The 26,265-nt window shown below is 54.7% G+C and carries 21 protein-coding genes and 1 pseudogene; 12 read left to right on the forward strand and 10 right to left on the reverse strand.

Going from position 1 to position 26,265, the window contains the following annotated elements:
- The 3 genes from FY251_RS18565 to FY251_RS18575 all read left to right on the forward strand — a co-directional run.
- Positions 1-1,656, forward strand: a 1,656-nt coding sequence (locus tag FY251_RS18565) for a class I SAM-dependent DNA methyltransferase (protein WP_148416516.1), incomplete at its 5' end; no start/stop codon positions are given.
- On the forward strand, positions 1,656-3,029 hold the full coding sequence (locus tag FY251_RS18570; protein WP_148416517.1) for a restriction endonuclease subunit S: 1,374 nt from the start codon (positions 1,656-1,658) through the stop codon (positions 3,027-3,029). The genes FY251_RS18565 and FY251_RS18570, both read left to right, overlap by 1 nt.
- Positions 3,026-5,989, forward strand: a complete 2,964-nt coding sequence (locus FY251_RS18575; protein ID WP_148416518.1) for a type I restriction endonuclease subunit R — start codon at positions 3,026-3,028, stop codon at positions 5,987-5,989. The genes FY251_RS18570 and FY251_RS18575 overlap by 4 nt, the downstream gene beginning before the upstream one ends.
- Before the next feature lie 299 nt (positions 5,990-6,288).
- Here FY251_RS18575 and FY251_RS18580 read toward each other — a convergent pair whose 3' ends face one another.
- Positions 6,289-6,621: a hypothetical protein gene (locus FY251_RS18580; protein WP_148416519.1), complete on the reverse strand. Its 333-nt coding sequence runs from the start codon at positions 6,619-6,621 to the stop codon at positions 6,289-6,291.
- A gap of 166 nt (positions 6,622-6,787) precedes the next feature.
- Here FY251_RS18580 and FY251_RS18585 point away from each other — a divergent pair, with 166 nt between their 5' ends.
- Positions 6,788-9,100, forward strand: a complete 2,313-nt coding sequence (locus tag FY251_RS18585; RefSeq protein ID WP_148416520.1) for a DUF4209 domain-containing protein — start codon at positions 6,788-6,790, stop codon at positions 9,098-9,100.
- Between the two features lie 271 nt (positions 9,101-9,371).
- Here the strand turns inward: FY251_RS18585 and FY251_RS18590 are convergent.
- Positions 9,372-9,863 (reverse strand): annotated as a pseudogene (locus FY251_RS18590) (cell division control protein Cdc6); the annotation flags it as partial.
- An 845-nt stretch (positions 9,864-10,708) separates the two neighbouring features.
- Between FY251_RS18590 and FY251_RS18595 the strand changes: the two are divergent.
- Both FY251_RS18595 and FY251_RS18600 read left to right on the forward strand, forming a co-directional pair.
- Positions 10,709-12,034 carry a Cdc6/Cdc18 family protein gene (locus FY251_RS18595; protein ID WP_148416521.1) on the forward strand — a complete coding sequence of 442 codons (1,326 nt, stop codon included), beginning with the start codon at positions 10,709-10,711 and terminating at the stop codon, positions 12,032-12,034.
- Between the two features lie 215 nt (positions 12,035-12,249).
- On the forward strand, positions 12,250-12,588 hold the full coding sequence (locus tag FY251_RS18600) for a DUF6788 family protein (RefSeq protein WP_148416522.1): 339 nt from the start codon (positions 12,250-12,252) through the stop codon (positions 12,586-12,588).
- A gap of 18 nt (positions 12,589-12,606) precedes the next feature.
- On the opposite strand, the gene FY251_RS18605 is transcribed toward FY251_RS18600, so the two are convergent.
- Positions 12,607-13,185: a hypothetical protein gene (locus tag FY251_RS18605; protein ID WP_148416523.1), complete on the reverse strand. Its 579-nt coding sequence runs from the start codon at positions 13,183-13,185 to the stop codon at positions 12,607-12,609.
- 263 nt (positions 13,186-13,448) lie between these two features.
- Here FY251_RS18605 and FY251_RS22845 point away from each other — a divergent pair, with 263 nt between their 5' ends.
- Positions 13,449-14,552 carry a hypothetical protein gene (locus FY251_RS22845; RefSeq protein WP_222847846.1) on the forward strand — a complete coding sequence of 368 codons (1,104 nt, stop codon included), beginning with the start codon at positions 13,449-13,451 and terminating at the stop codon, positions 14,550-14,552.
- A 120-nt stretch (positions 14,553-14,672) separates the two neighbouring features.
- Here FY251_RS22845 and FY251_RS18615 read toward each other — a convergent pair whose 3' ends face one another.
- Positions 14,673-15,734, reverse strand: coding sequence for a DUF2971 domain-containing protein (locus tag FY251_RS18615; protein WP_148416524.1), 1,062 nt, complete (start codon positions 15,732-15,734; stop codon positions 14,673-14,675).
- A gap of 182 nt (positions 15,735-15,916) precedes the next feature.
- The gene (locus FY251_RS18620) at positions 15,917-16,381 is read right to left on the reverse strand and encodes an ArsR family transcriptional regulator (protein WP_148416525.1); all 465 of its coding nucleotides are present in this window, start codon (positions 16,379-16,381) and stop codon (positions 15,917-15,919) included.
- A 115-nt stretch (positions 16,382-16,496) separates the two neighbouring features.
- On the opposite strand from FY251_RS18620, the gene FY251_RS18625 reads away from it, so the two are divergent.
- The 5 genes from FY251_RS18625 (at position 16,497) to FY251_RS23435 (ending at position 19,661) form a co-directional block, all read left to right on the forward strand.
- A complete protein-coding gene (locus FY251_RS18625; RefSeq protein WP_148416526.1) occupies positions 16,497-17,291 on the forward strand; it encodes a hypothetical protein in 795 nt (264 codons plus the stop codon).
- A gap of 40 nt (positions 17,292-17,331) precedes the next feature.
- Positions 17,332-17,748 (forward strand): hypothetical protein, encoded by a 417-nt coding sequence (locus FY251_RS18630; RefSeq protein ID WP_148416527.1) that lies wholly within the window; start codon positions 17,332-17,334, stop codon positions 17,746-17,748.
- 270 nt (positions 17,749-18,018) lie between these two features.
- On the forward strand, positions 18,019-18,885 hold the full coding sequence (locus FY251_RS18635; protein ID WP_148416528.1) for a ParA family protein: 867 nt from the start codon (positions 18,019-18,021) through the stop codon (positions 18,883-18,885).
- Complete coding sequence (locus tag FY251_RS18640) at positions 18,878-19,267, forward strand: hypothetical protein (RefSeq protein WP_148416529.1); 390 nt, start codon at positions 18,878-18,880, stop codon at positions 19,265-19,267. The genes FY251_RS18635 and FY251_RS18640 overlap by 8 nt, the downstream gene beginning before the upstream one ends.
- 91 nt (positions 19,268-19,358) lie before the next feature.
- Complete coding sequence (locus FY251_RS23435; protein ID WP_148416530.1) at positions 19,359-19,661, forward strand: DUF3892 domain-containing protein; 303 nt, start codon at positions 19,359-19,361, stop codon at positions 19,659-19,661.
- Between the two features lie 154 nt (positions 19,662-19,815).
- On the opposite strand, the gene FY251_RS18650 is transcribed toward FY251_RS23435, so the two are convergent.
- The 5 genes from FY251_RS18650 to FY251_RS18670 all read right to left on the reverse strand — a co-directional run bounded on the left by FY251_RS18650 (position 19,816) and on the right by FY251_RS18670 (position 26,251).
- Complete coding sequence (locus FY251_RS18650; protein WP_148416531.1) at positions 19,816-20,214, reverse strand: hypothetical protein; 399 nt, start codon at positions 20,212-20,214, stop codon at positions 19,816-19,818.
- A gap of 3 nt (positions 20,215-20,217) precedes the next feature.
- The gene (locus FY251_RS18655; RefSeq protein ID WP_148416532.1) at positions 20,218-21,213 is read right to left on the reverse strand and encodes a hypothetical protein; all 996 of its coding nucleotides are present in this window, start codon (positions 21,211-21,213) and stop codon (positions 20,218-20,220) included.
- A gap of 1 nt (position 21,214) precedes the next feature.
- Entirely contained in the window at positions 21,215-21,457 is a 243-nt protein-coding gene (locus FY251_RS18660) for a hypothetical protein (RefSeq protein ID WP_148416533.1), read from the reverse strand.
- A 520-nt stretch (positions 21,458-21,977) separates the two neighbouring features.
- Positions 21,978-23,390 (reverse strand): transposase, encoded by a 1,413-nt coding sequence (locus tag FY251_RS18665; protein ID WP_379812511.1) that lies wholly within the window; start codon positions 23,388-23,390, stop codon positions 21,978-21,980.
- A 578-nt stretch (positions 23,391-23,968) separates the two neighbouring features.
- Positions 23,969-26,251, reverse strand: coding sequence for a copper-translocating P-type ATPase (locus FY251_RS18670; protein ID WP_148416534.1), 2,283 nt, complete (start codon positions 26,249-26,251; stop codon positions 23,969-23,971).
- Positions 26,252-26,265 lie beyond the last annotated feature (14 nt).

A 26,265-nucleotide genomic window follows, 5' to 3' on the forward strand; every position in this document is an offset into this window, starting at 1 on the left:
AAGGAGATCTTCGAGAAATTCGCTTTCAACCACCAGATCGATCGACTTGCCGATGCCGATCTTTTGTATAAGGTCGTCCGGCAGTTCGCCGAAATCGACCTCCACCCCGAGGAAGTCCCGAACGAGGAGATGGGCTACATCTACGAGGAGCTCATCCGGAAATTCAACGAACTGAGCAACGAGACCGCTGGCGAGCACTTCACGCCGCGGGAAGTGATCGAGCTGATGGTCAACCTCACCTTCCAGGAAGATGACGGGGCCCTGACCGAGCAAGACGCCATCCGCACAGTGTACGACCCGGCTTGTGGGACCGGTGGAATGCTCAGTGTCGCCGAGGAGTACGTCCGCCAGCTCAACACCGACGCAAACCTCCACGTCTTCGGCCAGGAGCTGAACCCCGAGTCCTATGCCGTCTGTAATTCGGATATGCTCATCAAGGGCCAAGAGCCCGAGAACATCATCTACGGGAACTCCTTTACCCAAGACGGCTTCCCGAGCCGGACCTTCGACTATATGCTCTCGAATCCGCCGTTCGGGGTCTCCTGGAAGAAGGTCAAAGACCAGGTTGTGCGCGAACACGAAGAGGAAGGGTTCGCCGGCCGATTCGGTGCGGGGACCCCCCGGACCAACGACGGCGCGTTCCTGTTCCTCCAGCATATGTTGAGCAAGATGAAGTCGCCTGCAGAGGGTGGCTCACGGATCGCTATCGTGTTCAACGGCTCGCCGCTGTTCAACGGCGGCCCAAACAGCGGGGAGTCGGCCATCCGACGCTGGATTCTGGAAAACGACTGGCTGGAGGGCATCGTCGGTCTGCCGGAGAACCTCTTCTACAACACGGGCATCCGGACCTACATCTGGGTCCTCTCGAACGATAAGCCCGAGCGCCGAAAAGGGAAGGTCCAGCTCATCGACGCCCAGGACCTGTACGCCGAGATGGACGAGAGTCTGGGCGAGAAGCGCCACGAACTCACACAAGACCATATCGACGAGGTCTCCCGTATCTTCGGCGATCTGAAGGCCAACGGCCGCTCGAAGGTCGTCTCCACCGAGGAGTTCGGCTACCGTCGCATCGTCATCGACCGACCCCTACGGATGAGCTTTCAGGCGACCGAGGAGCGCATCGAGAGCCTCGAGGACGAACGGGCGTTCACGAACCGGGACAAAGAGGTGCAGGAAGCGGTCAAAGAGGCGCTCTACGAGTTGGACTCGGAGAGACAGTGGATGGACCGCGACGAGTTCATGAAAGAAGTCGAAGACTGCTTCGAACGGAACGACGTCGACGTCCGCAACAGTGTTTATAACGCGATAGAGCGCGCGCTCGGCGAGCAGAACGACGACGCCGAAATCGTCACCGATAGTAAGGGGAATCCGGAGCACGATACTGATCTTCGCGACCGCGAACGGGTGCCATTAGGGACGGATCCGCGGGAGTACTTCGAAGAGGAGGTGCAACCCCACGTGGAGAACGCGTGGATCAACGAGAGCAGTAAGTACCACGACGATCAGGATGGCGAATTGGGAGTTGTGGGCTACGAGATCAACTTTGACCGCTACTTCTACGAATATGAGCCGCCGCGGCCGCTAGAGGAAATCGACGCCGACATTCGTGAACTGGAAGACGAGATCGTCGAGCTGCTGAGCGAGGTGACGGAGTAATGGATGGACAGGCGAACATCACGGAATTCACTGACGGTACAGAGAAAGCAAACGAACCGGAAACAGTCCGTCTGAAGCATCTCGCTCGAATCAACCCGACCAAATCGGAACTCTCGGATCTTGACCCGAAGACGGACGTGAGCTTCGTCCCGCTGGAGGATTTCGGGACAGATGGCGAAATCAAAGACACTGAAACACGTCCGTTAGAGGAGGTTTATGACGGGTATACCTACTTCCGGGAAGGAGATATCGCGATAGCGAAGATCACGCCGTCCTTCGAGAACGGAAAGGGTGCCATCTGTCGGGGGCTGGAGAACGGTATCGGGTTTGGGACGACGGAGCTTCACATACTCCGACCACGAAAAGGCGTGAACACAGAGTTCCTCTGGTACGTTCTTCGCTCAAAGCCATTTATGGATGAGGCTGAGACGGCAATGCGGGGCGTTGCGGGACAGCAGCGAGTTCCAACTGAATTTATAGAAGAATTCCGAGTCGATCTCCCCAGATATGAAATACAAACAGAAATGTCTAATTATCTGAGCTCATCGATCAATAACCTGAGAGCTGCATCTGATAAACTTGGAGAGCTCAGGGAATATCTCTCTTCAAAACGCAATGCAGAGATTACGAACCTGATTACTGGAAGACGCTCCGACGGAACTAGGGAATTGGCGCAGAAAGAAACGCCACTCATTGGGGTGGAATCAATTCCTGAGCATTGGGAGACCGCTAGAATCGGCTGGCTTATTTCCTCTCTTCAAAATGGATGGAGTCCCAACGCCAGTTCACGCCCTGCGGAAGATGATGAATATGGAGTACTGAAACTTTCTGCCGTTTCTAAGGGTGAATTCAGGCCGGGGAAAAATAAAGCACTCAGCCCATCTTCGGAAGTTCCAAGCGAATCCATCGTGAGTCCAGACCAGGTCTTGGTCACGCGAGCGAACACGCCTGAACTGGTCGCGGATGCCTGCACGGTGGATCAGCATAGTCGTCGGCTGATTGCGCCAGACCTAATGTTTATAATTAATGTCGATGCTGAGCAGCTCGATCCGCGGTATCTGTCAGAATGGTTAGTGACTGGTCCTGCTCGAAGTCAGATCCGTATGGATGCCCACGGTTCTAGTGGCTCTATGGTAAAGGTATCACAACAGAATTTGAAGGATTGGAAAATGCCTCTCCCACCAAAAGACGAACAAGAACAGATACTCGAAAAAGTGGATCAGCTACGAGACAAATCGGCTGCACTCAGCAATAGAATATCCGAAATAACCGACCTCCTCGAAGAGAAACGCCAAGCACTCGTCACCGCTGCAGTCACGAGCCAGATTGATGTACCAGAAGTGGAAAGTGAAGCTAAGACTAGTCTCCAATGAGCAAACAGTACGATGAGGCGGCCTTCGAGGACGAGATTGCCGCCGCCCTGCTGAAACGCGGCTACACACGTATCCCCAGCGACGACTTCGACGCCGAACGGGGCATCTTCCCCGACCAGGTCGTCTCATTCGTACAGGAAACCCAGCCGGAGGCCTGGGAGCAACTTGAGACTGCTCACAAGGGCAGCGCTCGCGAACGATTTCTCCAAGAACTGACCAGCGCCCTCGAACGCCAAGGGACGCTCGAACTACTGCGTCATGGCCTTCGTACCACCGGCACCCAAATCGAGCTCGCGACGTTCCAACCCAACACGGGAATCAATCCCGAACTGCAGGCTCGATATGAAGCGAATTGTCTCGGCGTCACCCAGCAGCTCCACTACTCGGCCACAAATTCGAAGCTGAGCGTAGACCTCGCACTGAGCGTCAACGGTATCCCCGTCGCGACGGCGGAACTCAAGAATACCTTTACCGACCAGGCAAACAGGGACGCCCGAGAGCAGTACCGTCAAGATCGCGATCCGAGCGAACCCGTCCTCCGGTTCAAACGCGGTGCGTTGGTGCATTTCGCTATCGATCAACACGAGATCCACTACACAACGGAACTCGATGGTGAGGACACCCACTTCCTCCCGTTCAACAAGGGGCACGAGAAGGGCGGTGGCAACCCCCCACGAGAGAACGACCACCGCACTGCGTATCTATGGAAAGACGTCTGGGCGAAAGATAGCTGGATGGAGATTATCCAGCGGTTCATCCACATCGACACGGAGGAGATCAAGAAAGACGGTATCACCGTGGAGGAAGACGAGACGATCATCTTCCCGCGCTATCACCAGCTTGAGTGTGTCCGCCAGCTAGTCGCCAGCGCAAAAGAGGAGGGTCCTGGCGAAGACTACCTCATCCAGCACTCCACCGGGAGCGGGAAGAGCAAGTCAATCGCGTGGCTGGTTCACCGGCTCAGTTCGCTACACGACGACCAAGACGACGCGGTATTCGACGGCGTCGTCGTCGTCACCGACCGAACCGTCCTCGACGAACAGCTCCGGAACACCATCTACGAGCTCGACCACAAGACTGGCGTCGTTCACCCGATCAAAGGCGAGAACCGCTCGAAATCCGAGGAGCTCGCGGAGGCCTTGGAGGCTGGCAAGCCCGTGATCATCACGACGCTCCAGACGTTCCCGTACGTCATTGAGCACGCACAGTCACTTCCGGAGCGGGATTACGCCGTTGTCGTCGACGAAGCTCACAGCAGCCAGAGTGGCGAGATGTCCGCCGAAATGAAGGGCATTCTCTCGGGTGTCGACGAGGAGGATATCGAGGATTGGGAGGATGCTATGGCAGAGAATGCTAAATCTCGGAACAAACAGCCCAACCTCAGCTTTTTCGCGTTTACTGCGACGCCGAAGGCCAAGACCTTGCAGGCCTTTGGTGGACCCGATGGAGACGGTGGGCACGAACCGTTCCACCTCTACTCGATGCAGCAAGCGATTGACGAGGGATTCATCATCGACGTCCTCCAGAACTACACGACATACGAGACGTTCTACAACGTCGCGAAGGTCGTCGAGGAGGACCCACAGGTGCCCGAGCAGAAGGCAGTGAACGCGATATCACGGTTCCTGAAACTCCACCCCCACAACGTCTCTCAGAAGGTCGAGATCATCGTCGAACACTTCCGGAGCCACACGCAGCACAAGATTGGTGGGAAGGCCAAGGCGATGATCGTGACGTCCTCTCGCGCTCACGCAGTCCGGTACAAGAAGTCCATCGACGAATATATCGAGGAGAATGGATACGACCTCAACGCGCTAGTCGCGTTCAGTGGAACGGTCGAGGACGATGGCGGTAGCTACACTGAAGAGAGGATGAATGATGGCATCAAAGAGTCGGAGCTTCCCAACGTCTTCGACACTCAGGAGTATCAGGTCCTCGTCGTCGCAGATAAGTATCAGACTGGCTTCGACCAACCGCTTCTCCACACGATGTACGTCGACAAGAAGCTCTCCGGAATCCAAGCTGTCCAGACACTCTCCCGGTTGAACCGACAGCATCCCGGGAAAGAGGATACGTTCGTGCTGGACTTCGAGAACGAGCAGGCAGAGATCAAGGAAGCGTTTGAACCATTCTACGGCAAGACAACCGTGACCGAGGAGATGGACCCACAGCATCTCCAACAGTTAGCCTCCGACCTCAATGGGTTCCGCATCTACGAGCAAGAGGAAGTCGACCGCTTCGCGAAGGTGTTCTTTGACCCGTCCAACACGGGGACGGAAGGTGCCCATGGAAAGCTCAGCAGTATTGTTCAGCCAGCCCGGGACCGCTTCGTCGCCAAAGAGGAGGAAATCCAAGAAGACTTCCGCTCAACGCTTCGGTCGTTCCTGCGGCTGTATAAGTTCCAGTCGCAGATCGTCAGCTACGCGGATACCCACCTCGAGAAGCTCTACACCTTCGGGCGGTTCCTGTACAAGGAACTCCCGAGGCAATCGCATGACCCCACCGTGGAATTCGACGATGAACTCGCCCTACAGTACTATCGTCTTGAGAAGTCCGAGGAAGGTTCCATCGGGCTCAGCGCGACTGACGGTGAAGTCAAAGGCCCGACAGAGACCGGGACGGGCGGTTCAGAGGCTGATGACGAAGTCGAACTGTCGACTATCGTCGAGAAAATCAACGAGAAACTTGGGACCGACTTCACGGAAGCCGACCAGCTGTTCCTCGAGCAGCTCAAGGAAGACGCCCTAGAAGACGATCACCTCCGTCGGTCTGCGCGCGCAAATAGTCGCGAAAACTTCGCACTTGAATTCGATGATGCACTAACCAGCATGTTCATCGATCGAATGGACCAGAATCAGGAACTCTTCGCAGAGTTCATGGACAATGACGAGGTTCAGGAAGCGATTACCAAACATCTCCGACAACAGGTGTATCGAGAGAGCCAATCAGGAGAAGTGTGATCTGAGCCCGACCGCTGTGAGCAGGCTATCGGCACGTTATATGGAATCTCATCGTGATCGGAGTGAGCGAAAGAGTGATTCCCGCGTTGGAGTCTTTCATCTCGATGATGGACTTCAGAGGGGTCAAGATGTTCAGGAGAATGCGCAAAGGGAGGGTCCTCATTCACGCCCATTATCGACTGGTTGAGATGGCAGTCCCATAAATCAACGCTTCCTCTTCTTACCACACAATTTGAGCTATTTTGCTCCCAGAATTTGGTAAGAGTATCGGGACACCCTCCAAGGGTTGGGCAACAGTATTATGGCTGTGGGAGATTCTCAAGCCGTTCGATGCCGTTGATTCCCCACTCTGATTTGTATCCGTCCTCCTTCTTTTCCGCTCGTATCGGAGTGACGAATGGATCCTCGGTTGCGGGTGTGATAACCTCAAAAAAGTAGGTGTCAGCTTCCTGGTCGCCAGCTGGTGGTTGAACATCAATTCGGGTCGTCGGGTACTCTGTTTCGCTATCAGGGAGAGGCAACGACAGCGTGACTTCAGTTTCAAACGGGGAAGTCGGTTGAAACTGGTGCGTACTGAAGCTCCCGTCAAAATGGAACCGTACCTTGTCACCGGTATCAATATCGCGAGCCACAGCAGCGGGATCAGTTGAATTCGGCATATTTACTTGTATAATGGTTTGCTGTTCGTATTTAAAATCGCCTTCTGTAGAGGAGGCGACGTAGCCCAATTTAACGAGAGGACCCTGATAACGGTGTGAGAGCGTGTAGTTTTACGTAATCTGAGCGACGGATACCAGTATGGTCCGGTTGCTGGACGCTCTCGATAGGGCACGAAGCGACCCTGAAAAAGAGAGTCACTATGCTCTACAACTGGACAGACTCTTTGATAGTGTTAGAGAGCCAAGCCGTCTCAACGAGAACACTCGTCTTCAGCTCGACGAAATGGAGGACGACAATCCTCTCCCGGAGCTCGTAGATGATCTCTCTGGATGGTATGATGACAATCAGTTCCAATCGGCGCTGGATGCTCTGGATCAGTTAGAAGCCTCGATTGCCGATGCAGAACAGAAAGACTGGCTGAGTGTGGCTGCTCAGTATCAATATAGGCGGATTCAGTTACGTGCTGGTCTTCAGGGCCATAATGCCACAGATGAGATCGAAGAAGTCCTCGATTTTCTCCGCGATCATCACGAAGCGATTTCATCGACGTTCATCACGCCCATCATCGAGATCGTCATTGAGAACCTAGACGACCTTTCGAATAGCATCAAGGACAGATGGTTCGTGCTACTGGAGGATATTTCGGACACGCATCGGGCTAACAACCAATTTAATCAAGAACGAGAAGGTCGCCGTCTCCTCCGACAGTTCAAACAGCAGGACGGTCGCGACACGGCCGACGTAGAACGTACTCTCATCGAGTCGTATCAGACTGAAGCCAACCTGATAGCGTCTAAAAGCCAGCTTCAGAAGGCCGACATCCTCCAAAGCGGGATTGCAGAATGTGGCGAGTATATGGATGATGAGCAAAGGCGGGACTGGAAACAGGAAGCACTCCGGGCCCGCCGGTCAGGAATAGAGAGCGAGCTGACCCAGATTCCGATCGAGAATCTCTCTGAAGAGGACGGTGACAGCCTTGAGGATGCACTGCTCCAAGAGATGGAGCAGAACACCGAGACACTCGTCGAGTGGTTCAAGCAGGTAAAGCAGGAAACCGGCTCCAGCGCCTACGCACTCTATTGCTTAGTCTTCTCGAGTAAACTCATTCCAGACGTCAACAAAATGCGGCTCACGACCGAAGAGTTCGTGATCTCTCAATTGGTCCAGCGACGGATTTACTCGCCAGAAGCACACTCGTTAGCCATCGATCCGACGGAAGTTGAGACGATTCCCAACGCCTACGCGCAACACGCTGGCAGCACTATGACCTCCCTTGGGAACGCACTGTACCAGTTGATCAAAGAAGGCCATCTTACGCCCGCTGATGTCTTTCAGCTCTTTTGGATTGGAGACTCGCTCTCACCCGATACCGGGGCGTTCCTCACAGACGGAGTCCTCGATTTGTATGATGGCAACCACATTCAAGGCCTCTTTGTGTTGATGCCACACCTCGAGGCAGCCATCGTTGATACACTCCGATCGATTGGCCGTCCCGCGTACAGCATCGTCGACCGTGGTACACGCCAACAGCTTCTCGGCGGTCTTTTTCGGAATGGTGCAGACATTTTCGGACAGCACTACGCCGTCTACTTGCGGTGGCGATACACGAGTCGACAGGGGATGAACCTCCGGAATCGGCTTACTCACGGCCAACTCCGCTACAACAACGCAAATTATCTGAACGCGGTTCTGCTGCTGTTCGATATCCTGAAATGTATGATTACGATCAACAATTCCGCATATCTCACCTACTTTAGTGTTCCCAGTCAGGCGTTGACGCCCGCGACGAACTACGGTCGCGGTCTCGATCTTTCCCTTTACACAGATCTCAACAAACAGCTTATCGGATATGGACGGTCAGATGACGGTCATAGCATCCTTGTACTGCGTCAGGACCCCCACGACGACCGGATAGAACTCTTCGTCGACAGAGGGTCGATCAACCACTACGACATCAACACGACCGACCTGACACGGGATGAGCTTATAGACCGAATCGATGACTTGCGATCTGACCATCCGTCGATCCCGGAGAACGTCGATTATACTTGGTTAGATACCGATGATCTCGTCCTCCACACCATCAAGAAAATCATCGACGAGGCACTCGATTCGCCGGCTGATTCAACCTCTCAAGAGGCAGTATTAGACACCGCAACCACGCGGGGGATCGACGAAAGCACTGGACGGTTCGCGATCTCAATGCTAGACGATCGCGGAGAGATTATCACTGCAGACGTCCGTGGAGACGAGCACATTCTCCGTAGCGACGAAAAACTGCAAGTGTTTGAGACTGCTCGAAGAATCGACGGTATAGGTACGTACCGTGGGTGGAATATTGCGGACTATTTCAAGAGTTACACAGCCTTTGAGGATGCGGACTCGGAAACGTTCGAACAGGTTGATGGAATTGGTCCTAGACTGGCCGTAGAGCTCTCATCACTACAGTAATATCACAAGGCAGCACACCCTTTCCGAGATCCTCAATACACGCTGGTATCTACCTCTCCACTGTTTCCGAAGCTTTTAGCTGCGAACTGACTGGCCTTACCAAACACATCAAGAGGTTGAAAACGAGATGTTTTGGTAAGACTTGATCGCTCGTATCCATTTCTTTCTCCCTGATTTCCGAAGCTCTTGGTGAGATTCAGACCCTCCACTGTTTCCGGAGCTTTCAGCGACAGGATTCGGCTCGATTTTCCTCTGGAGATCGTAAACGGACTTAATAGTCGGAGATATCCGACTGGAGGAGGTTGTTATCGTCGGCTGTCGACTGGATGATGTTCGCGAGTTCTTCGAAACGAGTCGTCGAGAGAAGGACCTCAAGCACTGCTTTCATCGGGACGTCAAGCTCATACTCGTGATACCGGCCGGCCGAGAGTCCCTCGTTCCGTTCGTAGACGCTGATGAGCCCGAGCATATTCATATCCGAGAGGTGGTCGCGAACACGCCGTTCGCTCACGCTGTCGGCATCGAGCCGGTCGCAGATCTTCACGTATCGTTCGTAGAGATCTCGAGAGCGGACAGGGACGTCGTCGACGTAGCCATTCGACCGTGCTCGAGGAAGCCCATAGAGTATGTCGTCAGACTGGCCGATGTTGTCGATCTCGTCGAAGACGATCACGACGGTGCCACCGAGTGCGTCGAGTTCCTCGTAGAGGATGTCGAAGACTCGTTGCTGGGAGTTACCGGTAGTGATGCGGTCTTGCCTCTCACGAATCAGACGCGAGTCTGAATGGACACACCCACCACTATTTCACCAATTTGGCGACGAGAGCGATGGCGAGGTGTCGGGTAACAAAGCTATAACAAGGAGACACCGTGGTTTCATGAATTCTGCTCCGAGTCGAGATCGACAGTCTCGAACAGCTCACAAGACACCCCACCGTTTCAGGAATTCAGGTAGCTCCAGGGACAACCACGCCCCCAGAATTTGAGTAACTGAGCACGTATCTCAAAGCGAGATAGTCGAACAACACTCGAGATAGGGGAGAAAATGAGGGCTATTTCCGAAAAGTAAGACCAAACCCGGCCTCCAAGGACCTCCCTTGAGGGAACGTCACGATCTACTTGAGTCCGGTATAGAGTGAACAGCGATAGCATGTAAGTTCGTGATTTTGCGCCGATAAAATACCGGGACCCCCACCACCGTTTCAGCAATTCTCTCGGATTAGAAGCAGGGTCAAAAATCCGGAAAAGCGCTCAAGAAAAGGAGTTAACGTATAAACACCTAGATTGCGGGTGTTTTGTGCTAAATAAACTGTCGTTAGTAGCTGTCTACTGCTATACTTACTACTACTAAACGAAAACGTTATAATATATAATATAGGGCGCTATGAGCTCATTCCGGATGAAACAGGCGTTCACAGCCTAAATACCGTGTTTTCGGGGTGGTAACCGAGTTTAGCCGTATTTGACCGCCCCCTCTCCCTCACACGAGAATTGCTGAAACGGTGGTGTGGGTGTGCCCCATTCATTTCTATTGGAACTCTCGTTGAAGACATTCAGGACATTCCTGAAGTCGGGGTTTTATTATGTCTTGCCCAGAGGGTTCCGTATATGACTGAGTTTTCGAATACTTCGCCTATCTTCCAACAAGAGGAGGTTCTCCGTGAAGAATATCGCCCTGACGACCTCCCAGAACGAACCGACGAAATGGAAGACCTCCATATGTCGCTGGCTCCTGCAGCCCGAGGAGTCGGTGCCAATAACGTATTTCTCCATGGAAAGGCCGGACAGGGAAAAACTGCTGCTGCGAAAGCAAAACTCTCTGAACTCCAAGCACACGCCGAAGAAGAATCTGATCACCTTGATCTCACGACTGCATATGTCTCCTGTGAATCCCACGACCTTTCGACGTCGTACAAAGCCGCTTCCCGTATCTACCAGGAACTCACCGGCGATAGCCGTCCCACGGGTTACGCGACCGACGTCGTGATGGATATGATGTTCGAGGCGATGAATGAGGCCGGTGGCACGATCATCATCGTCCTCGACGAAATTGATACACTTGGTGACGATGATCGAATTCTCTATAGTCTTCCGCGAGCTCGAGCCCAAGATTACGTTGAGGATCACGTCTTCCCCAGCATCATCGGCATCAGCAACGACCTCCAGTGGCGAGATAATCTCAGCCCGAAAGTGAAGAGTTCGCTCTACGATGATTCTGTCCTCTTTTCACCATATGATGCGACACAGCTCCAGCAGATTCTTCGTCGGCGCGCAGCGAAGGCATTTCGCGATACCGAACTTATTCCGATCGACGAACTTGGCGTCGATGGAGATTCGGACGGAACCGTCGTCGAAATCGACCAATCCGGGCAGGAGTATTTGTTCCGGAGTGGCGTGCTGACCGATGATGTGATTCCCCTCATCGCTGCGCTTTCAGCACAAGATACGGGAGACGCTCGTCAGGCGATCAAATACCTTCGCAAGGCCGGCGAACTGGCGGATAAGCACGGTGATGACTGGGTTGGTGCAGAACATGCTCGGGAAGCCCAGGCACTCGTTGAGCGAGAAGCCGTCGTCGAGGCAATGCGAGAAATGACGACACAAGCACATCTCGCCCTTGCTGCCCTCACTGCGTTGGAACTTTCCGGAGATGCTCCCGTCCGGGCGAAACCGATCTACGGCGTGTACAAGAGTGTCGCCTCACGAATCGATGCTGACAAACTCGGTCAGCGGCGATTCAAAGACCACCTCCGCGAACTCGATATGCAGGGGATCGCCGATGGCGAAAAGGTGACAGCGGGTTCGATTGGTGGGCCAGCATGGGAGTACCAGCTCCAGGTCGACACCGAGATCGCCGTTGAGGTTCTCAAGGATACGGCTCGATTCGCAGATATCGATTTCGAGCGAATCAGTGCTGATCGACCGAGTGCGTAGTCTTGTTGGCGAGTGAACCTCAACCTAGATTTGCCGGTACAACACCCACCACCGTTTCAGCAATTTCCCTGGGCCCCACCGTTTCATAAATTCTATCTGACACCATTCGTAGTGTGAGGCCGTCCAAATCGCGTAAAGCTCCGGTACTGGTGGAGGGTATCTCCGACTCTTACCAAACATTTATTCTTTAACAGACTGTCTTGTTTGGTAAGACAATGCCCATTCGGCCCCCTGCTCCCGATTCGCTTCCGCAGTATCTCGCTGAGGGCGTCCCAAAGCAATCCGACACGGACTTACGCGCCCTCCAGGACTGGATCGACGACCTGCTTGAGTACCGCCAGGATGTCGCCGCCGAGGACATCGACGCTGGCGAGGGCGAATCGATTGAAGCCGTTGAGGAATCCAGTGGAGGAACCGTCGTGATTAAGAAGGTCAGCTGTGGCAAGGACAACTGCAAATGCCAATCTGGGGCGCTACATGGCCCCTACAAGTATATCGTCCGTCGACAGGGAGACCGTCTCGATTGGGAGTACAAGGGGCCGGTCTCTGAGTAGCTACTCCGCGTAACTTTCTCACAGAAGTCCCTCGACGAGGTCCTCAATCTGCTGTTCGTATTCTGGCACTGTTTCCCATTCGTAGAGCTGGTCGTAGTACTCGAAGATCTCGAAGACGCCGAAGGCCTGCATCCAGCTGTACTGCTCTTTCTCGCGCTCGGGTGGATAGGTTCGCTTCAGGATATGGGTTTTGTCGATATACGATCGTGATTCGATCAGCAGTCCGTGTTCGATGAGTGCGCCGCCTTGGTCGTGTTCACAGACTCCGACGACGTAGTGTGAGTCGTCGGCGATGAGCTTGAATTTCAGAATCGGGTGGAGGATGAGATCAGTATCAGGGAGGAAGTCGTCCATCCTGTAGGCGACGGCGTCATCGCCCGTCTCTCGATTGATGTGGTCCTTTAGCTGGTTCACCCGGTCGACGTCGCCCTCGGCGAAACTCCCCAATATGAAAAATCGGTTATCGGCCTCTGCGGCGATATCCGCCCAGTCGGCTCGAAAGTGATTGAGGCTCTCGTACTCTTCCGGCGTTAACGACCGGTAGTGATGCCGTTGAGCTCGGGCCTCAAGGTCGCTCTCCGGGGAGCTGTCCGGCATTACCAGCCCGTTCGCGCGCCCAAATTAAAACCCTTTCGACCACAACGGTTTAGACCAATGTGGTTTCCACCAAAGCATTTATAGCGCCGGCGACTATACGCTAGCGTGAACACAAGCAACACAACCAGCACCGCGATACCGGTTGGATAACCCGCTATAGACCGGTATTTCGTCACTCCCATCCTCTGTTAAGGACGGGAGTACGACCACTCAGCGATAGCTGCAGCAGGTGCCCCAATCGACTGTAGCTGTCCATCAAAATCATGGCCCACAACACGACGCATCGGGATCACCCCGATACGACCGATGCAATCGACAGTACGGTTGAGAACCAGCGACAGCGCCTGAACGTTGTTACGCAAGAGACTCGGTTTGTCCTGATTCAGAACATTCTCTCCCATCCGCAGCAGCTTCCCACGCTCAAAGAGCTTGACTACGTGAATCCGAGCAAGAGCAAGAGTACCATCCGCGAACATCTCGGGGTGCTGATCGAGAACGATATCATCGAGGAGTGTACGCTTCCGAAGGGCGAGCGCAAGCGCGATCTGCCGTGGCGCTTCTACGGCCTCACCGATGTCGGTCGCGACCTGTTGGAGGAGATGGGGCTGCTTGGAGCTGAGGGCACGTTGCGGGATATGTACGAGATGCTGGAAACAACCGATGAAATCGACAAATATGCGCAGGCTCCACGTCCGGGGGATGAGAGTGAGGACGAGGAGCTGACCGGCAGCGATGCGATTGCTGCCTATATTCAAGACCAGAAGGGAGAGCTCCCCAGCGTTAATGATCAGATCTCTATTGTGACTGCCTTGTACGAAGAGGGAATCGGACCAGAGTCAGAGGGCCTGACTCGAAACGACATCGCGGAACGGTTGACGTTCGAGCATTCGTTCAGTACTGCTCTTAATCATCTCGTTGATCTTGATATCCTTGAAGAGTTCCAGCCCCCCGGTCCATCGATGTATGTGATCAGTGAACGGCGAGACCAGATCATCAATGGAGAGGTAGAGAAAACGGTTGAAGAGGAGATCGAACGTCTCATCAACGATATGGTGGATCGGCTTGATAGCCCGATGCAGCCTGGTAACGGTGAGTACGCTGGTGACACTGTAATCCGTGCGGATGGTGGTCATCGGACCCTTCGATTTATTCTGGCGGACGAGTTTGATATCCGGCCAGACAAGGTTGAATCCTATCTTCGCGAAGGGGATCAGTTGTCGAAACTGAATAGGGCGGTTGACGCGATTGAGGAGAGCGAAGTGGACAAAGGTGATGGCTACGGTCGGGTCATCTTCCGTCACGCTCCCTATCGCTATCGACTCTCTGAGTCTGCGATGTCTCTTGCAGAAGAAGGCCTGAGTTCGTGAAGTACAGTCACTTTCCTCAGGCTATATGATGTCCTATAGTCTAGTTCTTATCGAAGTTCAAAACACGTCAATAAGACCTGTTCTTACTGGATAACTATTTGTTCCCCACTTTCCTCCTCTCTACCTGTACCTGGATTTGTCAACAAGCCTGGCGCGTTTCATGTCATCCCGAGCAATCTTCCCAGCATCATCGCCCGTCACCTGTATTGGGGCCGTCGTACCAGGGCTCACATCTAACATCGACCGCCAGATCTCTGCGGTGATGTCGTGATATTCCATTAGTTGGACGACTTGCGTCAACTGACGATCGTTGATCTCGGGCGGGAGGATAATGCGCTCGATCAGGTCTCCTGGATTCACTTTTAGATTGAAGCCTGGATCGGCGTCGACTTCAATATCGATATCCCCCGTTTCACTCACCTCCAGATCCAGATTGTTGAGCTCTTGTCTCGCTAGGAGGCGCAACTCTTTCTCATCCCCGAAGGCGATACGCTTGTGGAATACTCGGTCAACTCCATTTGCTGCGAACCGCTCGTCGCTCCCCTTGTATTCCCTGTAATTGACTTTCCCGGTCAGGACCTCACGATGGGTCCGTTCCATTGCTGATGAAAGTGTATCCAAGGTTGTCTCGACGGCGACCCCATTTCCGTCGTTGATGTAGGCGTTCCAGAAGACAGCCGACTCCTCTCCACCATACCGCCAACAGGACACGAAGGATTGCTTTCGGAGGATTTCGTCTTCTGCGGCGTACATCTGCCGCAGATCATACGGCGGTGGGTCGTCTTCGAATTCAAGGTACTCCCACTGATCAAACCGATGCCTGACCGTTTTATCGGATACCCTCCCTTCGTAGTCATCGTCGAAATTGTCGAGTCGGCTGAACCAAATCCCATCCTGTAGCAACGAAACGAACTTCGAGAGATCGAGGTATTTACGAACCAGAATGGGCTCCTCATCGGATCTCTCGGGCAGCTCCGGTGGATCGTCTAATTCTGGGAGTGTAGCTGCGTTCTCTACGGTTTGTTCGAGGTGGGATGCGACGAAATCTCGGCGGATCTTCGAGCGGATCGCATCAGAGAGGTATTCTCGAACTTCCTCTTCACTATGGTTTTCTTGAAGAATCTCCCGTAGTGCGCTATCGTGTTCACCTGTCGCCTCAACGACTGCATCGAGGTAATCCATATTCCCAATCCTTCCGACAGTCACAAAATAACTGGGCTCCAACTCTCGTCAGCAGCTATCTCGTTTCTCTGACTGGATATAGTAATTCCTATAGGAAATCATAACACCACGAAGCAGCATTTGGACATATTCCGCGCCGGCTACGAGTTAGGCTGATTTCGGCGATGTCCGAACCAGGTGCATTATTCGAGATCAGGTTCGTCGAACTCGAGTGCCTCTGCAACCGCCGCTGGCAGTTCCGGTCGCGGTGCCGATTCGTGGCGTTCGATCTTTTCAGTCTTGCGGGTGTTCTCGTAGAGAGCTCGAGCAACCGGAAGCCCACGTAGATACTTGTAGTCGTGGAGAACCTCGACACCTCGAGCCGTGAAACCGTAGAACTGCGAGGGGAGGTCCCGTTTCCCCTCGCTCGGTTCGTACGTGTAGCGTGCGAGGAGCCCGGCGTCAATCAGCGTCTCAAGTTGGTCTTTGATGGCCGCCTGGCTCTTTCCAGTCATATACTCGAGTTCGGCGAGCGACATGAGATGGGCGGGATGGCCGAGAAGCTCCTGGATGATGAGGTGGCGTGTATCCTGGGACAGCAGCTTGAACAGCCGCTGCTGCTCTGCGAACGGGCCCGCATCAGCTGTTCCGCTGTGACTCTCGCTCATACGTGTCTCTACGAGCAGCGGCGCTATAACAGTTAGGGCTATCCAAGTTGGTGTTTATCGAATAGACCAAAGTGGTTCAGAAGAGATAAGGTTCTGTGGTCTGAATCGGCAGCTAATGAGTAAACCGAGTCCACCGCCAGACGCTGCGGACATTATGACGCTGGTCCACGAAGCGGTCGGCGGCATTGAACTCGAACCGGCGGAGAAGCGAGAGATATGGCGCTTCACTCAGCGTGAATTGCCGTATCTCTGGAGTCAGCGGACGTCGTATTTCATTCTCGGTAGCTATCGCGATCCCTATATCCGCCGTCTCCGCGCCGTGCAGAATGAACTCACGAAGCAACTCGGCGCGTATCCGTTCATAATGGGCGATCTCCTCGAGCTGCCGACTGACCGGCTCAATACGTTCGATATCATGTTTTCCCTGTTGGCGACGTACAGCGACTACATCGTCGGTGTCTTCGAGAAGGAAAGCGGTGGTGAAGCGCCGGAATTAGGCGAGATCGATGACTCGCCGTATTTCGACAAATCGTACGTGTTCCCACGCGACTACGCGTGGGTGGCTGACGAAAATCTTGAGTCGAAACGCCATGTCGTCCAGGCAGCTCTTGAAATTGCGTTCGCGGACGACTTGACGGAGGATGAGGCCCACTCGAAGATCGACTCGCTCATTGATCGCGCACAGGCTAGCGATATCGACATCGACGAACACGAGGTCTGGGATATTCTTGATGACCGAGTGGACGAAGATGAGGAACCAGCGACCTACAGTTGGGTCCATCTCAACAAGTTCCGTAAATTCGAACTACACGATCGGTGCTTCCCGTGGACGACAGAGGAAGAACTTCGAACTGCGGTCGATGAACTCCCGTCGCCGACACCACGACCAGAGTGGGAAGAGGATGGATAACCCTGGCCTTCGGTTGCCATATTCACACGCTCTGTAAACTATGACCAACGATATCGATCCTGAAGACCCGCACCCGGAAGGCCACTACCCTCGGTTCCGAAACAACGAGTGGCACTACGTTCCTGACGAGCTCGCACAGACGATCTCGCTAGGGCCAGCCGGCGATGGTGAAGAAGGTCAGGACTGGGTGCTAACGTACACTCCTGAGCGACGAACCAAGGACGAGCGAGAAAAGGTGCTCGTTCGATTGACGCCCCATGCACTACACGAACTGTACATCGAAGTCAAGGATCTGGATGTTGAAGCGCGGCAAATGGGGCACCGAGCAGAGTGTGATCTCTGTGGCGAGAGAGTGGACTTGGACCGGGCGATTCCGAACGCTAGGGGAGAGCCGTGTCACGAGCGATGTTGGGCCGAGTACACAGGCGCTCCGGACTGGTTCACCGAGCATGATTGATGGCTGATGCGCTGGTGCTGTAGCTGTACTACCCCGCCGATAATCGGTTTACCCCCCGGTTGCAGTGACGGCGTGCAAGCCCGATCTGAGAAGGCGTCTCACCTGTCGGAGCAGTCCGACATCGAGATGGCGATTCTCGACGAAGATACTGAACTGAGTGAGACAACTCGAATTGGCTATAGGGAATCCTATAGCCTGTAGAAAACGGGGTGTCTGACGTATTTTTAAGCATACAGGCTTCGCTATAGGAGTTACTATAGGGATACGACAATGAGCGAGACACTACGCGCCGCCGCGTTCCTGGATAAAGGCGGCACTGGGAAGACAACGACCGTCGCCCACCTCGGCGTCGCCCTCGAGGAACTGGGAAACGAGGTCTTACTTATCGATCTTGCTGGGAAGCAGGGGGATCTCGCGAAACACTTCGGCGTCTGGGGGGACTATCAGGCGCGGATCGAGGCCGACGAGGCGTGGCCGAACATCAGCACGGTCTTCGACGACGCGTGGGGGACGATCGCTGAGAAGCTGGGCGATGACGCTCTTGCTGATCTCGTTGTTCCAACTGCTGAGGGACCTGACCTCATCCCAGCCCACCCTGGACTCGACACGCTTGATGCTGAACTCGGAAATATCGACGATGCCCGCGAGCGGTACAGTCGGTTGGAGCAGTTTCTCGACACGTACGTCGACCCGCTTGGCTACGACGTCGTCCTCGTTGACCTCCCAGGGATGACGAACAACGTCGCGTACAACGGACTGTGGGCCGCTCGCCACGTCATTACGCCTGTCGAGATGGGTCCGTTCGAGGCCGAGCAGGCTGATGCGTTGCGACGTGATCTCGGGAAGATTGCTGAGAATTTCGCCGTCGACATCGATCTTGCACTCGTGCTCCCGAACAAGGTCGATACCCGGACCAAGCTGGCTGAAGAATATCTCGATGCGTTCGAAGCGGAGTATCCTGACGCGATCGCGCCCGACTACATACCGTATTCGCAAGATATTCGGAACGCGGCTGAACGGGGGATGACTGCGTTCTCGCTCGATGAACCATCGACGACAGCCCGTCGCGCCCGTGAGGCGTATCTTGCCGCTGCTGAAACGCTCGTCGCACGTCTCGGAGGTGAGGCTCATGTCTGAGGAGGACGACGATCTCGCGGCACTCCGGGAACAGACGTCGCACGGGGACCGCCTCGAGGAAGCTGCTGCCGAGGACGCAAAACGCGTTCTTGTCGAGGATATCCTTGATGAACTGGAGTCCATCGAGGCCGGGGACAAACAGAAGACGATTAGCGTGTGGGATGGCCATCTCGCGGCGTTTATTCGCGCCCTCGAGGAGAATCCTGATCGACTGATGGACGTCGGCCACGCACTTCAACGCCAGTTGAATCTCGAGGAGGGTGATGTCGATCGGAGCGAGATCCTTCGACTCGCGCTTCGACTGGGGTTCCAGGAAGCAGCTCCTAAAGAGTTCGAAGCGGTTCGCGAAGCGGCCCGGAAACAGGCGACGAAGGGGTTGTAGAGCCCTATAGTTTTAGCTATAGGTGCTCCGATAGGATTCAGTTTCACTTCGGTTTACATACCCTTTTGAGCAATCCGTTCAACACTCTACTATGGTATTATATCGCATTGTTTGTACGGACCAGAAACCGGCTGGCGCTTCACACGACGCCGCACACATCGTCGCCGTTGGCGTAGGGGACGATCCGAACGGAGCGGACCAGCGGTTCGAAGTCGACGAGGTACGAGCGAAAATAGATCGGGGAACCACGTTCTATACGAAGAGTGAAACCACCGGTAAAACGGCTGAAGTCGAGAAATACGACTGTAGCTGTGGCTACGAAACGATTCGGACCAATCCGGACGACAGGATCGACAATAATCTAGATAACCTCCGAGAGTGCAACTGGCAGTAATTGCGATCAATTTCAACCGGCGTTCCAAAGCCCTTCCGCGGCTTTCACAATCCAGTCTCTTCTCACTGGATGTTGTCTATTCCCTCAAGATCTGTCGATAGAGAGCGTCCGACTCCTCTATTGAGGAGGAACTCGCCGATCTCTTTGTCTCAGCTCAGAGGACGTTCTCATATTTATCCTCAGTCAGCAAAAAGAGGTGAGTTAAAACGACGAAGAGGAATCCAACCGTCCCAAAGAATAGCACCTCATGGAGTATCCACTCTTGAGGAAAGGCGTCTTTGAGTCTGAGTAGGCTGAACCCTAAAGTCACGAGCCAGACCACGCCTCCCAATACAAACATTGCTGTCGTTGAGAGGCTGACCTTGTCTGCCTGATCAACGGGAATCCCGTCCAGTATATTATAAACAACAGCTGATGAAGCGACGGCTAGCAGACAGAGAACAAACTCATAGCTCCGGGTTGTCGTTGCTACCAGTAATGTGTGGTTGACTGCTGGCAGGAAAAGAAACAGCTTCGGGGTGTTGAGTAGGTCGTTGAGATCACTTGCGGACATATCTCAAAGGGGCTCCGCATTTTTCGGATCAATACGATAGACTAGTTCTCTATCGTCTTCGATTGTTTCGACTGGAAGGGTTGCAAATTCCCCCTCAAGCCGTTCCAGCGCTTGCTCCGCAGTCTGCCTATTATCGCGTCCTTGAGCCCGTATATCGATGTATGGAATCGTGTATACGTGTGAATCGTGCTCAGATATGCGTGTTCTGGCTTGTTCTTTCACTCGTTCCGGAGTATCGTATCTTCCAACATAGACGACGAAGGGATGCTCTAGTACGATCTCCTCGTATTCTTCTTGTATTTGTTCGGGGTCCTCGTATTCGGAGGAGAGGCCGTCCATAATGTGCCGAAGAACTCCTCCTTCGTCGTAGTACCCAGAGCTACAGAAGTTTGAGACAATATTTGCGGAGTCGCCAAATTGTTGCTTCAGATCGTTTTTCCATTTTTGCATCGTTCGCCGGGGAGTATATCGATCTTCTCTTTCCCAGGCAATACGGATACTTTGGCTTCTACGTAGTAGCTTCAGCTGGCGAGAAGAGAGATACGATGAGAAGTGGTCTAAAATCTCGTTGGTCTTCTCATCTTTTCGGGCCTGTTCGGCGACCTCGAACTCTTGCTCCTGTTCGTGTTTGAGAAACCGCCCCTGATCAGCTTCCGTTGGTATGATCTCGTCCAGAATTTCTCGCTTGCCTTCCTCACTAAAGGCGTCGAGGTTGAGCTCGATGATTGTTTCCCCATCGACCTCAATTTCTTGGAAGGGTTCGACGCTCTCACCCTTCTCGACGATCTTTATCTCTTGCTCAGGGTGTTCTAGAATATCCTGATTGTAGATCGTCTTCGGACCCTCGTCAGCAGAGATTGTGTGGGAAAATACTGCCCTGAAGCCTCTCGTAGCAACCTCGAAGACTCGGTCCTTGACTGCGATAACCTGTTCAGATCGGACGAGACGGATGGCTGTCTCAACAAGGTTCGCGTTTTCTTCTTCTCCGCTATCCGCCATCTCAGGTGTCGGAACGGTGTTCTTCGACGTATTCTGAGACGGAGTTGAAATCGTCCTTTATGAAAACCCGAGAACCAACACCTGTTCCAGCAAACTCCTCGAGGGTCATCGGCTCATCGCTCCCACTAGGGATGACGGGGTCGCCGTCTTCGTCGACGAGATAGCCATCTTCGCCGACTTCAAGTCCGAATTCATTGGCCACTGTTTCAGTCGCACTTTGGCCAAATGTGATCGTGGGGGACATAGTGTGGTCTCGCTGCTCCTGTTACTAGAGGATAATTTGGCACGGGTAATATTCTTATTGGTCTGTGGAATTGATGCAGCGAGGAATCCGGTCTATACACTGGTCCACTTTTTCACAACCTCGGAGGATGGAATTGATGCGTGCCTTCTGTTCAACCGAAATCACCGTGAATAAGGAGAAGTCTGGTGGTTCCGGTTTCCTTCCACTCAGAAAACTTTTCTGAGCGACATACGCTCTATCGGTTCGGTAATCACCGGACAGGAGCCTACCCAACCACACAATCTGTGAAAATAAGGCACGCAACAGAACCCATCCTCCGAAACTCTGACTTTTCACAGTTTCGGAGGATAGCCCAGTTTCAGATCGAATTAACATCACTTCGTGGTTCTTCTCACCGACCAGTCCTGATTTGGATCCTTACCGATCGCATCTACTGGGCGGACGTGCGAAATTGCGTAGATTCTGCCGCTCCTGATTAGGGTTGTCACTCCCAAACGGCGGACTCAGGGGGATCAGCCGGTTAGTCGTGTGGAATCAACGACGAGGCAACGAGCTCAACACACTCACCCGCAGTAATCACAGGTGCGTAGTCCATCTCACCTCCCACACTCGCTTTCAGCAGGAAGTCGGTGAGCCGCCAGATATTGTACAAGAGGACCGCGAAAACGAAGTAGAACAAACGAATGCGGTAGTCTTTCGAGGAGGTCTTCGCGAGAAAATCACCTTTGATCGATTTGTACTCACTCTCGATCTGCCACCGGCGGCTGTAGCGCTGACAGAATGTCTCGGCTTCCTCAGGACCGACTCGTAGATTCGTCGCGAAGACGGCCGTTCCCTCCCCACTCGTCGACGGCACGTACAGGAGCCGCATTGGATGCGATCCAGATTCTACATGGATAGAAGCCGACTCAACAGCCACCTCTTGGTCGTCTCCCTCCATTTGTTCGAGCACATCCCGTTCGGAGCTTGAGACTCGCTTCGGAATGAGGTAGTTCACATCGAGGTTTGAGAGTGTCTGGAACACTTGTATCGAGTCAAACTCTCGATCACACAGCACCGTCTCGATCGGAACTTGTTCTTTCGCTCGTCGAACGAGCCGTCGCACAGTACGATGGATCTGATTCGACGGGTTCTCATCCCACTCGGAACTCTCACGGACCGGCTCAACCGCCAGAACGAGCGGGATGTTCTGCCCGATGATCGAGAGGGTTGCGAATTTGAATGCTCGACCGTCTCTGTCCTTGGTCCCGCTGACCATCGGCATTCCTTCGACCTCTCCGTAATAGGGAATAGTCGTGATATCGATTGCAGCGGTGACCGGCCTTCGAAAGGATGCTTCCGAGGCGATCACGGAGAGCAAGCGATCCGTTGTCTCGTTGAATCCGTTCACGAGTTCTTCGGGATCGAACTGCTTGACGGCGCGGAGGTGGGTATCACCATGGGGGCTGTACTCTTCGCCATGGCGATATTGGAAGCGAGTCGCTCCCTGCGCAGTTCCACAGTGGACCATCCCCATGAACGTCTGTAGCTCAAAGAATTGTGTGTCCTCGTACGAGGCGTTCGACGCCCGACCAGAGTCGAAGTGACCGAAGGCGTGATCACGCGCGAGGCGCGTTGTCTGGATGATCTCCTCCTGTGAGAAGGATTTGTCTTCTACTGGATCTGCGGCTTCTTGCTCATCGTCGACGATCTCTGCCTTAGGCCGCACCTCCGGCGCTGAGATGTCGCGATCGTGGACTTCCTTGATGACGTAGTGGGCGGCTGTGGTGACGAACTCCCGGGTCGCCTCGTCGAACCGGTTACGCCAGGTCCGCGAGAGCACCGATTCGTCGGGGATTTTCTCCAAGTCGAAGACAACTGCGAGTTCGGGATACTGGGCGAGCGAACGGTAGCTTTCGCCAGTGAGTTCGCGGTAGAGTAACAAGCGTACCATCCCCTCGAACGAGTGCGGTGCTGGATGCCACTCTGGGTAGCCGTCATTGAGCGAATCGAACGGCCCCTCCAGAGTTCGAAGAGCCGTGCAGAGGGACTGATCGGCTTTGAGTGCCTCTGTGAGTGTCAACCCGACAAGGTAGGCGTCGGTCAATCGGTGCTCCTGAGAAGTCATGTGAGCTATCCCATCAGCCAGTCACACAAGCGGCGCGATCCCATCCTCTTTGCGCAGGAACCGCTGCTGTTGAATCGGTCAGCACAAACAAGTACTCTGTAAGTCTCGCAGCTACGCTTCGTTCACTCATAGCTAACACCTTCATTGATGATGACTCAATCATCCTGCTCGACGTTGAGGGTGAGAAACTGGTCGGGAGATTCTGGAATCAACTATGCTGAGATAACTCGTGTGAGGACAACCAGCTTCTCAAGAAGAGGCGCGGCGTGAGTGGGAAAACTGGCATCTATAGCCCGTTAAATCGGTTTACAGAGTGCCATCTATCCAAACTGCACCGATTTTCTGATTCCGAATACCAACCGTATGCAATCGAAAAACCCCTCCTAAAGCGATCAGGCAGAGTTTCAGTCTGCAGTTTGGGTGCTAGTGGATGGTGTCACTCCTGGAAGCTCGGGGATGGATAGATCCACCCGGCGGAGCAGTTGCGCGTTGATGGCGACGATTACTGTACTCAACGACATCAGAAGCGCACCCACAGCGGGAGACAGCAGAATCCCGATCGGTGCCAACACGCCTGCTGCGAGCGGAATCGCGAACACGTTGTAGCCGGCGGCCCAGACGATGTTCTCCTGCATCTTCCGGTAGCTCGCCTTACTGAGTTTCACGAGTCGCACTACATCCATCGGGTTGTTCTGCACGAGGATGACATCTGCCGACTGGACGGCGACGTCGGTGCCGCTCCCGATGGCGATCCCGACGTCGGCTCGCGTCAGCGCCGGCGCATCGTTCACACCGTCGCCGACCATCCCCACCAGCTTCCCCTGGTCCTGGAGTTCCTGCACTTTCTCATCCTTGTCCTCGGGGAGGACCTCAGCGAACACCGTGTCGATACCCAGTTCGTCAGCGACAGCGTTGGCGACGTCCTGGGAGTCCCCAGTCAGCATCGCCACCTCGATGCCCAGATCGTGGAGGGCATCGACGACGCGGAAACTCTCCTCGCGGATCACGTCGGCCATCGCGAAGGCGGCGATCAGCTCTCCGTCACGAACGAGATACACCACAGTCTGGGCGTTCTGACCGGCCTCGTCAGCGAAGTGCTGGAGATGGTCGGGAATTTCGCTATCGAGTTGGGCCAACAGGTTCGGGCCACCGACGTACACCTCGTTTCCGTCGACATTCGCCCGGACACCCTTGCCTTTAATCGCCTCGAAGGCTGTCGCGTCAGGAGTAGTTACATCTCGCTCGTCGGCGGCCTCACGGATCGCTCGGGCGATCATGTGTTCGGAGTCACTCTCGACGGCTGCCGCCAGCCCGAGCGCGTCGTCCTCGTCAACGCCGTCGACGGTCGCCATATCCACGACGCCGTGTTCACCCTCAGTAAGCGTTCCTGTCTTGTCGAAGATGATGGCATCCAAGTTCCGCGCGTCCTCCATCGCAATTCGGTCGCGGACGAGCATCCCGTTGCGCGCTGCAAGTGAGGTGTTGATCGCGACGACCAGCGGGATGGCGAGCCCGAGGGCGTGTGGGCAGGCGATGACGAGCACCGTCACGACTCGCTCGATGACCGTCGCGTCGAACGAGACTGCGACCGTCCACGCAATCGCGGTCACGACTGCCGCCCCGAGCGCGACGTAGAACAGCCAGCCGGCCGCCCGGTCGGCCAACACTTGCGTCTTGGACTTGCTCTGTTGAGCTTCCTCGACGAGGCGCATGATGCCCGCGAGTGTTGTCTCCTCGCCCGTCGCACCGACGCGAACACGGAGACTCCCGTCGCCGTTGATGGTGCCGCCGATGACCTCGTCGCCAGGCTCTTTCGAGACGGGCTTGGACTCGCCGGTGATCATCGACTCGTTGACGTCGGAGTCACCCTCCTCGACGGTGCCGTCAGCAGGGACACTCGCGCCCGGCCGGACGAGCACGAGATCGCCTTCCGAGAGCTCACTGACGGGAACTTCTTCGGTCTCCCCGTCGTCGGTGATACGCTCGGCGGTGTCTGGCATCAGTTTCGCCAGTTCGTCGAGCGCGCTGGAGGCCCGCCGGACCGACCGCATCTCGATCCAGTGGCCCAGCAGCATGATGTCGATCAGCGTGACGAGCTCCCAGAAGAACGCCGACTGTGTGGGGAAAATCACGCTCGCGAGGCTGTAGACAAACGCGACGGTGATCGCCATCGAGATCAACGTCATCATCCCCGGCGACCGGTCTTTCAGCTCCGGCACCGCCATCTGGAGGAACGGCATCCCACCGTACGCGAAGACGATGACCGCGAAGACGGGGTTGATCCACTCGCTGCCCGGGAACGCGGGGGCGGAGAACCCGAGCCACTCCTGCAGCATTTCGCTGTATAGCAGGACTGGGATCGACAGGAGCGTCGAGACGAAGAAGCGCCGGCGGAACATCTGCTCGTGGCCCTCGTGCATCCCGCCATGCCCCTCACCGTGGCCCTCATGGGAACCGTGGTCGTGTCCTTCGCCCTCGTGTCCAGCGTGCTCGTGCTGCTCGTCGAGCACCGTCTCACTCTCCGCAGCAGGGTGTGCCTCTTCTTCCAGTAGCTCCTGTTCTACCCGCTGCTCGTCCGACTCGGCGTCCGATTCATCCTGCTCGCCGTGTTCGTGCTGGTGACTGCTGTCGTCCTGCTGGTGTTCCCCTCCAGGGGGATTCTCATTTGTATCTTTGTGGTCGTCCATAGCCCATATTCTCT

This window comes from Haloferax sp. KTX1 (assembly GCF_902410085.1).
In the GTDB taxonomy this organism is placed as follows: Archaea; Halobacteriota; Halobacteria; order Halobacteriales; family Haloferacaceae; genus Haloferax; species Haloferax massiliensis.